The 7,560-nt window shown below is 59.2% G+C and carries 7 protein-coding genes; 5 read left to right on the forward strand and 2 right to left on the reverse strand.

The features are described 5' to 3' along the window. Together orn and NDI87_RS15210 are read left to right on the forward strand one after the other, a co-directional pair. On the forward strand, positions 1-427 hold a 427-nt coding region (gene orn, locus NDI87_RS15205), incomplete at its 5' end, for an oligoribonuclease (protein ID WP_296276290.1). A 264-nt stretch (positions 428-691) separates the two neighbouring features. Continuing rightward, positions 692-2,563, forward strand: a complete 1,872-nt coding sequence (locus NDI87_RS15210; RefSeq protein ID WP_296276291.1) for a DEAD/DEAH box helicase — start codon at positions 692-694, stop codon at positions 2,561-2,563. A 97-nt stretch (positions 2,564-2,660) separates the two neighbouring features. On the opposite strand, the gene NDI87_RS15215 is transcribed toward NDI87_RS15210, so the two are convergent. Next, positions 2,661-3,227, reverse strand: coding sequence for a YggT family protein (locus NDI87_RS15215; protein WP_296276292.1), 567 nt, complete (start codon positions 3,225-3,227; stop codon positions 2,661-2,663). A 139-nt stretch (positions 3,228-3,366) separates the two neighbouring features. Between NDI87_RS15215 and lysS the strand changes: the two genes are divergently transcribed. Both lysS and ugpQ read left to right on the forward strand, forming a co-directional pair. Next, entirely contained in the window at positions 3,367-4,941 is a 1,575-nt protein-coding gene (lysS, locus tag NDI87_RS15220; RefSeq protein WP_296276293.1) for a lysine--tRNA ligase, read from the forward strand. A gap of 3 nt (positions 4,942-4,944) precedes the next feature. Continuing rightward, entirely contained in the window at positions 4,945-5,721 is a 777-nt protein-coding gene (gene ugpQ / locus NDI87_RS15225; RefSeq protein WP_296276294.1) for a glycerophosphodiester phosphodiesterase, read from the forward strand. Here the strand turns inward: ugpQ and NDI87_RS15230 are convergent. Then, the gene (locus tag NDI87_RS15230; RefSeq protein ID WP_296276295.1) at positions 5,705-5,974 is read right to left on the reverse strand and encodes a hypothetical protein; all 270 of its coding nucleotides are present in this window, start codon (positions 5,972-5,974) and stop codon (positions 5,705-5,707) included. The two genes, ugpQ and NDI87_RS15230, sit on opposite strands and share 17 nt — an antisense overlap. 71 nt (positions 5,975-6,045) lie before the next feature. Between NDI87_RS15230 and hemA the strand changes: the two genes are divergently transcribed. Next, positions 6,046-7,305 carry a glutamyl-tRNA reductase gene (gene hemA, locus NDI87_RS15235; RefSeq protein ID WP_296276296.1) on the forward strand — a complete coding sequence of 420 codons (1,260 nt, stop codon included), beginning with the start codon at positions 6,046-6,048 and terminating at the stop codon, positions 7,303-7,305. Positions 7,306-7,560: the final 255 nt, after the last annotated feature.

Consider the following 7,560-nt stretch of genomic DNA (forward strand, 5'->3'; position numbering starts at 1 on the left):
AGGCCCGGTGCTGGTGATCCACCAAAGCGACGCGCTGCTCGACCAGATGGACAAATGGAACAAGAGTACGCACGGCAAAAGTGGCCTGATTGACAAGGTCAAGGTCTCAACAGTGGGGGAAGAAGAAGCCGAGAAAATACTGCTCCAGTTTTTAAGCCATTACGTGCCCAAGAGCGGCGCCCCCATGTGCGGCAACAGCATCGGCCAAGACCGGCGTTTTCTGGCCAAGTACATGCCTAAGCTTGAAGCTTTTTTTCACTACCGCAACCTCGACGTGAGCACGCTCAAGGAACTCTCCAAGCGCTGGGCACCGGGGGTCTACAAGAGTTTTAAAAAGAAACAGCGGCACACTGCATTGGCCGACGTGCATGAGTCCATTGACGAACTGGAACACTACCGCACGCACTTTCTGAAATTGCCAACCTGAGAAAAAACAGAAGGCAACTCAGTAGAAACCCGAATCTGTGGCATAATTTGTGGCTTCGCTGAAATCACAGCGTATTTTGTACATCTCCCAACATTCACTGGGTCTGCAGCCAGGTTGATTCGCAACCTGCCTCAAAAAGACCCCCAGCATCCAGACGCACTCACTTTGCTGAGTCTGAGCCGGTTCCGTTTGATGGTTGATGTTTTTTAACCATGAACGGAGCAGCCGCACACCTTGCGGCGCTCTTCGTTTTGAGGACATTCCATGACTGACGCTACTTTAGCGGCGGGCGAATTTTCGTCTGCCGAAATTATTTCCAACGAGATCAACTTGTTGCCACATGACGCACCAGAGGCTGCAAGCCCGGCGGCAGAAGAGATTCCCAATGGTTTTGTCACCCTTGGCCTGGCCCCGGAGCTGATCCAGGCCGTGAAAGACCTGGGCTTTACCCAGCCCACCACGGTTCAGCTCAAAACCATTCCGCTGGCCATGCAGGGCGTCAGTGATGACGGCAACAGTGCCCGCTTCATCGACCTGATGGTCTCCAGCCAGACCGGCAGTGGCAAAACCGCCGCTTTCCTGTTGCCCGTGCTGCACACCTTGCTGAAGCAGCAGGAACAGGCCGAGGCAAAATCTCGCGAGGATTACGAACAGGCGGTGGCCGAAGCCGCCGCCAAAGGCGAGGCAGCCCCGAAGCGCGCCAAGCGCAAGGACCCCACCAACCCGCGCCATTTCAGCGCCCCCACCCCGGGCGCCTTGATCGTCTGCCCGACCCGCGAACTGGCCCAGCAAGTCGCGCACGATGCGATTGACCTGGTGCAACATTGCCGTGGTCTGCGCGTCGCCAACATCGTCGGCGGCATGCCTTACCAGTTGCAGATTGCCAAGTTGCAGAATGCCAATCTGGTCGTGGCCACGCCGGGCCGTCTGCTGGATCTGCAGCGCTCGATGCAAATCAAGCTCGACCAGGTGCAGTTTTTGGTCGTCGACGAAGCCGACCGCATGCTCGACCTGGGCTTCTCGGATGATCTGGCTGAAATCAACCAGCTCACCATTGACCGCAAGCAGACCATGATGTTCAGCGCCACCTTTGCGCCGCGCATCCAGCAACTGGCTTCCCGTGTCATGCGCGAGCCACAGCGCATCACCATCGACAGCCCGCAAGAAAAACACGCCAACATCAAGCAAGTGCTGTTCTGGGCCGACAACGCCCAGCACAAACGCAAATTGCTCGACCACTGGCTGCGCGACACCACGATCAACCAGGCCATCGTTTTTGCCAGCACGCAAATTGAATGCGATGGTTTGGCCAACGACCTGCAACAAGATGGCTTTGACGCCGTCGCCCTGCACGGTGCTTTGAGCCAGGGCTTGCGCAACCGCCGTCTGATGGCGCTGCGCCAGGGCCAGGTGCAAATTCTGGTGGCGACCGATGTGGCTGCCCGCGGCATCGACGTGCCCACGGTCACGCACGTGTTCAACTTTGGCTTACCGATGAAGGCCGAAGACTACACCCACCGCATTGGCCGCACCGGTCGCGCTGGCCGCGATGGCTTGGCCGTAACGTTTGCCGAGTTGCGTGATCGCCGCAAGATTTTTGACATTGAATCGTTCAACCGCCAGCCGATCAAGGCTGAAGTTGTGCCGGGTCTGGAACCCAAGCAGCGCATCCCCGAGTCACGCCCCAGCAGCTTTGGCGGACGCGACAACCGTGGCGGTGGCGACTTCAACAGCCGCGACCGCAAATTTGGCGGCGGCGGCCGCAGCGGTGGTTTTGATGCGCCGCGTGGCAACTTTGACGCGCCTCGCGGTGGCTTTGCCGACCGAAACCCCAGCGGCCCGCGTATGGTTGGCGCAGGCAACTTCCAGAACAACAACGGGGGTGGTTTCGCCGGCCGTGAAGAGCGCTCTTTTGCACCTCGTGAAAGTGCGCCACGTGAAGGCTTCAACTACGAACGCAAGGGTGGTTTCAACGACCGCTTTGCTGGCGACCGCAACACCGGTGCAGCGCCCCGTGGTGATTTTGCTGCCCGCAAGCCTGCCTTTGGCAAGCCCGCGTTTTCCAAACCTGCTGGCGGTGGCAAGGTGTTTGTGCCGCGTGACGCGCAAAAACGTTTTGCCAAAAACGACCGCTAATTAAAACAGGCAATGATCCAAGCCCGCTGATTGAAAAGTCAGCGGGCTTTTTCATGCGCCATAAGCAGCGCACTGCGTAGTATTGCAGCGGCGTCGCTCAAGCCATCTGCAAAGCAGCTGCCTGCAAGTTTCCCAGCACAATGGCAGCCACTTGCAAGACCACAAGCAGCACCAAGGGCGACAGATCAATGCCACCCACCAGGGGCACGACACGACGAATGGGTCGCAACAGGGGCTCTACCAGACGCTCCATCACCCCGCTGATGACCGACCGCGTGGGCGCCCAGGACAGAACCGCATAAACAATCACGATCACGGTCAAGCCGGAAATAGCCATGCGCAGCAAGCCAAACAGCGCCAGCACTGGCACCGCAAAAAATCCGCCGCCAGCGCCGGCCACCAGCCACAGAATGGCAAATTGGGCCAACTGCAGCAAAAAGGCCGCCACCAGACTGGCCGTGTCAAGCACACCAAGCGCCGGCAACACGCGCCGCAGCGGCAGCACAATCCAGTCGGTCAGCGCAAACACAAAGCGCCCCAAGGGGTTGCCCGAGCGTGCCGACATGGGGATGCGCAGGAACTGCATGTAAAGGCGCAGCAGGCAGGCACCACTCACAATGCCAACGACAACCTCTAGCAACAAGGAAATAATCTGATAAAGCATGGCACCAATGCAGGGTTGAGAAGCAGCGGCAATGATAACGACAGGCGCACTAGCTCTTAAAATCCTGAGTTCTGTCAAAACCACATATTGCCCTGCTGCCCACTTGATGGATTGAATGCAGCTTTTACGGATTGCCCACATGTCTGACCACACCACCGCTCCCACACACCCGCCAGTCCTGCAGGATGAAAACCAGTTGATATTGGAGCGGCGCGAAAAACTTAAGGCCTTGCGCCTGGCTCAGGCCGAGGGCAAAGGCGTTGCCTTCCCGAACGACTTCAAGCCCGCCGACCATGCCGCCGAGCTGTTTGCCGCGCACGCCGGACAAACGCCCGAGGGCTTGATTGAACAAGGCGCAAAGGCCAAAGTGGCAGGGCGCATGATGCTCAAGCGTGTCATGGGCAAGGCCAGCTTTGCCACGCTGCAAGACAGTACCGGGCGCATCCAGATCTACATCAAGGGTGAAGACGTGGGCGCGGATGTGTACGCCGCTTTCAAGCATTGGGACTTGGGCGACATCGTCGCGGCAGAAGGCCTGGTCTTCAAAACCAAGACGGGTGAGCTCTCCATTCACGCCAGCAGCATCCGTCTGCTGACCAAAAGCCTGCGCCCCTTGCCCGACAAGTTTCATGGCATGGCCGACCAGGAGCTTAAATACCGCCAGCGCTACGTCGACATGATCACCGACGAGGACACCCGCAAGCGTTTTATGGCGCGCAGCAAAGCCGTCAGCGGCATTCGCGAATTCATGGTGGCACACAACTTTCTGGAAGTTGAAACACCCATGCTGCACCCGATCCCGGGCGGCGCCAACGCCAAGCCGTTCACCACGCACCACAATGCGCTGGACCAGCAGATGTTCTTGCGCATTGCGCCCGAGCTCTACCTCAAGCGCCTGATCGTGGGCGGCTTCGACCGCGTCTTCGAGATCAACCGCAGCTTCCGCAACGAAGGCATCAGCGTGCGGCACAACCCTGAATTCACCATGATGGAGTTCTATGCAGCCTACTGGGACTACCAGGACCTGATGACCTTTACCGAAGCGCTGATTCGCGACGCCGCCCAGCGCGCAACGGGCACGTTGCAGCTCAGCTACGGCGGCAAGGCTGTCGATCTTGAACAGCCCTTTGAGCGTCTGACCATCCACGAGGCGATTTGCAAGTACACCGAAGCAGGTCAGATGCTGGACGATGGCTCTGGTTTGAAGGTAGACAGCGCGGCTTGGCTGCGCTCCATGCTGCCCAAATTGGGCATCACCGAAGCCAAGCATCACATTTCTACCCGCAGCCTGCCCAGCCTGCAGGTGCTGTACTTTGAAGAGACTGTGGAAGAAAAACTCTGGCAGCCAACCTTCATCATGGAGCACCCCACCGAAATCTCACCGCTGGCGCGCGCCAATGACACCCGCCCGGAGGTCACCGAACGCTTTGAACTCTACATCACCGGGCGCGAGTTTGGCAACGGATTCAGCGAATTGAACGACGCCGAAGAACAAGCCGCCCGCTTTCAAGCCCAGGTGGCCGCCAAGGACGATGGCGACGACGAAGCCATGTATTACGACCACGACTTCATTCGCGCCCTGGAGTACGGCATGCCGCCCACCGGCGGCTGCGGCGTCGGGCTGGACCGGCTGATGATGCTGCTGACCGACAGCAGCAGCATCCGTGACGTCATCCTGTTTCCTGCCCTGCGCCGCGAAGCACAGGAAAAATAAACCATGCCGCAAGCCCCTTGGCCCTACCCACGCTGGATCGCGCACCGGGGCGCCGGCAAACTGGCGCCTGAAAACACGCTGGCTGCTTTTCGGCTGGGGGCCAGCCATGGCTATCGCATGTTCGAGTGCGATGTCAAACTGAGCAGCGACGGTGTGCCTTTTTTAATGCACGATGACACCCTGACGCGCACCACCAACGCCGCGGACAAGCTGGGGCCAGACAGCAGTGCCACTGGTGGCGACCATCCCTGGGAAACGCTGGCCCAGCTTGATGCCGGCAGCTGGCATTCACGCAACTTTGCCGGTGAGCCATTGCCCACCCTGGAAGCCATTGCCCGCTACTGCTTGCGCAATGCTTATTTTTTAAACATCGAGATCAAACCGACACCCGGCCTGGAGCGCCAGACCGGTGAAAAGGTTGCCAACCATGCCGCTTGCCTGTGGCAAAACGCCAGCGTGCCACCGCTGCTGACGTCATTTCAGGTGCCGGCACTGGAAGCTGCCAGGGCCGCGCAGCCCGATTTACCGCGCGGCCTGCTGCTCGATGCGCTGTGGCCCGGCTGGCTGGAAACCGCGCAAAACCTGGGCTGTGTCGCCATTATCTGCGACCACATCTTGTGGGATCAGGTCAGCATGACGCAGGCCCAAAGCGCCGGCTTCAAAACCCTGAGTTACACCGTCAACGATGAAGCCACGGCCCGGCGCCTGCTGGACCTGGGGCTCGATGGCATCATTACCGACCGGGTGGATTTGTTCAGCCCCGTCAACCCTTGCGCATGAACCACTGGGCGCTGGCGGCAGTGACCACCAATGCCAGATAAGTCATCATCTTGCCATCCTGACCCAGTAGCGCCAAGCCAAGCGCCAGCACCACCAAACCTGCCAAAAAAATGCGCGCAAACTGTGCAGGCAGTGAAAAAACGGGGGCTTTTTTACCTGGCAGGAATCGGACCGCCCAAGGCAGCAACAACGCCAGCCACAAGGCAGGTGCGGCAAAATTGACAACGTGGTTCAACAGCGCCAGTATGCCCATCAGCGAACCCCGGGGGAAAAGAAAAAATGATACAGGTCAAAGCACATGGCGGCTGATTTTATAATCCACGCATGGCAGTCTGGGCATTAGGCATCAATCACACCACCGCACCGCTTGATCTGCGCGGTCGGTTTGCCTTCGCCATCGACCAGGTCGAACCCACTTTGCATGCCTTGCGCGGTGCACTGACACGCGTGCCAGAGGCCGCCTTGATCTCGACTTGCAACCGTACCGAGATCTATTGTGCGGGTGAGCAATCCCAGCTGGAACCCACCCTGACCTGGCTGGCGCAATGTGGCGGTGTTCCTGCCGAACTGCTGCGCGCCCACTCCTACACCCTTAACGACGGCCTGGCGGCGCGCCACGCCTTTCGGGTCGCCAGCGGGCTTGATTCAATGGTCCTGGGCGAGCCGCAGATTCTGGGCCAGATCAAGGACGCCGTGCGCGCTGCCGAGGCGGCTGGCGCCCTGGGCACCACGCTCAGTCAACTCTTTCAGCGCTCATTTGCGGTAGCCAAAGAGGTGCGCACCTCGACCGAAATCGGTGCCCACTCGATCAGCATGGCCGCTGCCGCCGTGCGCCTGGCCGGACAACTTTTTGAAGATTTGTGCGAGGTCAGAGTTTTGTTTGTGGGTGCGGGCGAGATGATCGACCTGTGCGCCACTCACTTTGCAGCCAAAAATCCCAAAAGCATCGCCATAGCCAACCGCACCTTGTCGCGCGGGGAAGAGCTGGCAAACAAATTTGGCGCGGAGGTGATGCGTTTGGCCGACCTGCCCGAGCGCTTGCATGAATTTGACGCGGTCATCAGTTGTACGGCCAGCACGCTGCCACTGATTGGCCTGGGTTCCGTCGAACGCGCGCTCAAACGCCGTCGCCATCGCCCCATGTTCATGGTTGATCTGGCCGTGCCGCGTGACATTGAGATCGAGGTCAAGGCACTGGAGGATGTCTACCTCTACACTGTGGATGACTTGGCCAGTGTGGTGCAAACTGCCCAAGCCAATCGGCAAGCTGCCGTAGCCCAAGCCGAAGCCATTGTGGATGCCGGGGTGCAAAGCTTCCTGCACTGGATCGAGCAGCGCAGCACGGTGCCGTTGATCCAGCAACTCAACTCCCAAGCCGATGAATGGCGCGTCAACGAGATCGCACGCGCCCGCAAACTGCTGGCCAAAGGCGAAGACGTGGAGACTGTGCTGGAAGCCCTCAGCAAAGGCCTGACACAAAAAATTCTGCACGGTGCCATGGCAGAACTGCGCGGTGGCGACAGCCATAGCCGTGAGCGCGCCAGCGCCGCAGTGCAGCATTTCTTCTTGCGCAAAGAGCGTTAGCGACGCTGCCTGCCGCTTCGTCTTTGCGGTCAGCGCAGCGACGTGGCCATTCCGAACCAGATGGATTGCCATGCTGCGCTCAATGGGATGGACGCCCCCGCCTCTTACCGGCATCGATGTGCCAAAGTGTGGGGTGTGTCTAACAACCCACGTCAACGAGAAGGAGCGTCCACCATGAAGGTTACAACAATTGGGCTTGATCTGGCAAAAGATGTTTTCCAAATCTGTGCTGCCGATGCCAGTGGCAAGATTCTC

This window comes from Rhodoferax sp., from assembly GCF_023701345.1.
In the GTDB taxonomy this organism is placed as follows: domain Bacteria; phylum Pseudomonadota; class Gammaproteobacteria; order Burkholderiales; family Burkholderiaceae_C; genus Rhodoferax.

Bases quoted from the DNA above. Each gene is read 5' to 3' on its own strand.
- NDI87_RS15210 (WP_296276291.1), top strand. From the start codon at position 692: ATGACTGACGCTACTTTAGCGGCGGGCGAATTTTCGTCTGCCGAAATT.
- NDI87_RS15215 (WP_296276292.1), bottom strand. From the start codon at position 3,227: ATGCTTTATCAGATTATTTCCTTGTTGCTAGAGGTTGTCGTTGGCATT.
- lysS (WP_296276293.1), top strand. From the start codon at position 3,367: ATGTCTGACCACACCACCGCTCCCACACACCCGCCAGTCCTGCAGGAT.
- ugpQ (WP_296276294.1), top strand. From the start codon at position 4,945: ATGCCGCAAGCCCCTTGGCCCTACCCACGCTGGATCGCGCACCGGGGC.
- NDI87_RS15230 (WP_296276295.1), bottom strand. From the start codon at position 5,974: ATGGGCATACTGGCGCTGTTGAACCACGTTGTCAATTTTGCCGCACCT.
- hemA (WP_296276296.1), top strand. From the start codon at position 6,046: ATGGCAGTCTGGGCATTAGGCATCAATCACACCACCGCACCGCTTGAT.